This window comes from Phocaeicola faecicola (assembly GCF_013618865.1).
Lineage (GTDB): Bacteria > Bacteroidota > Bacteroidia > Bacteroidales > Bacteroidaceae > Phocaeicola > Phocaeicola faecicola.
Map to the genome: position 1 here is coordinate 1 of NZ_JABSOE010000129.1, position 3,428 is coordinate 3,428.

General features: G+C 59.1%; 1 protein-coding gene. It reads left to right on the forward strand.

What is annotated here, in order from left to right; genetic code table 11:
* Window positions 1-3,428 (forward strand): DUF6531 domain-containing protein (locus H3001_RS18875; RefSeq protein ID WP_246368715.1); only part of this gene is annotated, 3,428 nt, incomplete at both ends.

Genomic DNA, 3,428 nt, shown 5'->3' on the forward strand with positions numbered 1-3,428 from the left:
GCGCAGGCAGGAATCGGTATCGTGCACCTGCCGGCGTACGTCCTGCACCCCGCGCCGCTGGTCAGCGGCATGTCCGAGTCCGAAATGTGGATGGGCAGCTCGACGGTGCTGGCCGACGGTGCCCCCTGCTCGTCCCTGACGCATCCCGCACTCTCGTGCAACATAGTGGGAATACCTACCGTCCCCCGCAAAGGCAAGCCCAAGAAGGTGAGCAAGGCGCTCCTGGCTCCTACGTCCATGCTGTCCACCATCACCTCGGTAGGAAAGCCGGTGCTTGTCGGAGGCCCGCCCACCATCGACATGTTCGCCATGGCCCTCAGGTTCGGTCTCAAGGGACTGGGCAAGCTGTGGAAAAAGCTGGGCGACAAGTTTCAGGATCTGATCGACAGGCTGAGAAAGGAAGGAAAGAACAAGCTGGCGGATATTCTCCAGCCCATCAAGTGCAGGACATTCGGCGAGCCGGTGGATGCCGCCACAGGCAGGGTGTACCATACCAATGTGGACTTCGAGCTGCCCGGACCCATCCCCATCGTCTGGGAGCGTACCTATTACAGCGATGCCGCCGTGGACGGGCCGCTGGGCTACAACTGGCATCACAGCTACAACCTGGGCATACGTCCTCTGGAGGAAGGGGCGTTCCTTTTCCGCCACGCCGACGGGCGCGAGTCCTTCCTGCCCGTGCTGGAACCGGACGGTTCCTATTTTGACCGCAAGGAACAGCTTCTCTGGACGCTCGACGCGCAGGGATACATGCTCACCGACATCCGGGGACTTCAATACCGTTTCGGCGGGCCCGAGAACCGTTCCGGATACCGCATGGTGTCGGACATTTCCACCAGGGACGGGTTCCGCATCCGTTTCGAGTACGCTTCTGCCGGACGTCTGTCGGGCATCATATCCTCCCGTGGCGAACACCTGAAAGTGGAAACCGACGGGCTGGGCCGTGTATGCTGCGTGTCCGTACGGCAGGACAACGAGGAGGTCAAACTGGTCCGCTACCGGTACGACGGACAGGGCGACATGGTGGAGACCACCGATGCGCTGGATGTCAGCAAGCATTTCGTCTATGCCGACGGACACCTGCTCGTGCAGCTCACCAATCAGGGAGGCATGTCCTTCCACTGGGAATATGAGGGCAGGGGCGAAAATGCCCGGTGCGTGCATACGTGGGGCGACGGAGGCGTGATGGAATACTTCATCCGTTACGCCAAAGGATGCACCCGCATCCGCAACGGCGAGAATGCCGAAACCGAATACTACTACGGCGAGGACAGACTCATCTACAAGATCGTGGATGCCAACGGCGGGATTACCCGCCAGCAGTACAACGTGTATCAGGAGCTGGAGGTCACGGTCAATCCCGAAGGATATACCCGCAAGACGGCATACAACGAGTTCGGGCAGCCCGTCCGCATCACGGACGAGAACGGCGAGGACACGTTCCTCAGTTACGACAAGAACCGCAACCTGACCTCGCTCCGCACACCGGAAGGCAGGGAGCTGTCATGGGACTATGACGGGCTGGACCGTGTCGTCAGCCGCACCACGCTCAGCGGGGAAACGGTGGAATACGCCTACGAGGGCGGAGTCCTGCGCACCATTACCGACGGACAGGGACGGGTTTACACGCTCACCTTCAACGACAGGTACGACCTCGAACTGTTGCAGTTCCCCAACGGGCTGTTCCGCCGTTGGGAGTACGACGGCAGGGGCAGGCTCGTGCAGGCGGTCGATGTGAAAGGCAATGCCACCCGCTATGCTTACGACCGTGCCGACAACCTCATCCGCCTTGAGGAGCCCGACGGCAACGTGCACCGCTTCGAGTACGACGCCATGGGCAACATGGTCCATGCCGCCGACAACATCCGTGAGGTCAAATTTACTTACGGGGCTTTGGGCGTGCTGAAAAGCCGCGAGCAGGAGCGGCACCGCATCACCTTCGGCTACAACAGCGAGTTGCAGCTCCGCCGTATCGGGAACGAGGCGGGCGACAACTATTTCTTCGAGCTGGACGGGCTGGGACAGGTCATTGTGGAGACAGGTTTCGACGGTCTGCGCCGCGAGTACGAACGTGACGGGGCCGGACGGGTCACAAGGGTGAACCGTCCCGGCGGCAAATGGACCGAATACCTCTACGACGGGCTGGACCACATCCTGAAGGAGGAGCAGTACGACGGTGAGGTGTCCCTTTACACCTATGACAAGGACGGGCTGCTCGTCAAGGCACAAAACGCGGAAAACCTGCTGGAGTTCACCCGCGACAGGCGGACGGGACTGGTCACCGGGGAAAAACAGGGAGAATATACCGTCAGCCGCACGTATGACAGCGAAGGCAACTGCACCCGCATCACCAGCAGTCTGGGAGCGGACATACGACACACCTATGACCAGGAAGGTAATCTCCAAAGTATGCAAGCAGGTGAAAACTGGCAAGCTTCATGGATACGTGACAACACAGGGCTGGAGGTGCAGCGCACCTTATCCGGCGGAGTGACCGTCAGGACGGAACGCGACCGTTTCGGGCGCGAGGTGCGCAAGTCCGTCCGCGCGGGCGGCATAGAGCGCGGGGCGTACCGCTACGAATGGGGCATTGCGGGTCGGTTGCTCGCCAAGGAGAACGAGCTGACCGGAACGCTCATGCGCTACGATTACGACCGTTTCGACTTCCTCATCCGTCAGGAAATTACAAACGGCTCCGAGACGGACGTGATTTACCGCGTGCCGGATTTCGTGGGAAACCTCTTTGAGACACCGGACAGGAAAGACCGCAAATACGGTGCGGGAGGACGGTTGCTGGAAGACCTCTCATCCTTCTACCACTACGACGACGAGGGGAACCTCATTTTCCGCGAGTTCAAGGAGTTACAGGACAACGCCGTGCCCCATGACCGCAAGCGTATGGAGAGGGAACGCGGCATCCGTTGCCTGGCTACGGGCATGGGATGGCTCTACGAGTGGGCGTCCAACGGTATGCTGAAGAAAGTGATACGTCCGGACGGCAGACCCGTGGAGTTCCGTTACGACGCGTTGGGACGCCGCACCGCCAAGAGGTATTTCGGCAAGGTCACACGCTGGGTGTGGAACGGAAACGTACCTTTACACGAATGGAGCTATAAGGCAACGGAAATACAACAAGAGGAAGAGGGAAACACCTCTCCAAAAGAACCTGTTGATGACATTACCACGTGGGTGTTCGAGGAGGGCACGTTTGTTCCAACAGCAAAGATTCAAGGCGATAAACAGTATTCCATCGTATCTGACTACTTGGGTACGCCCATCCAGATGTACGACGGACAGGGAAACAAGACTTGGGACTGCACACTGGATATTTACGGAAAAGTGCTTGCCGTTGACAAGGGAACGGAGTTTGACTGTCCGTTCAGGTTTCAGGGACAATATGCGGATGAAGAAACAGGACTATACTATAA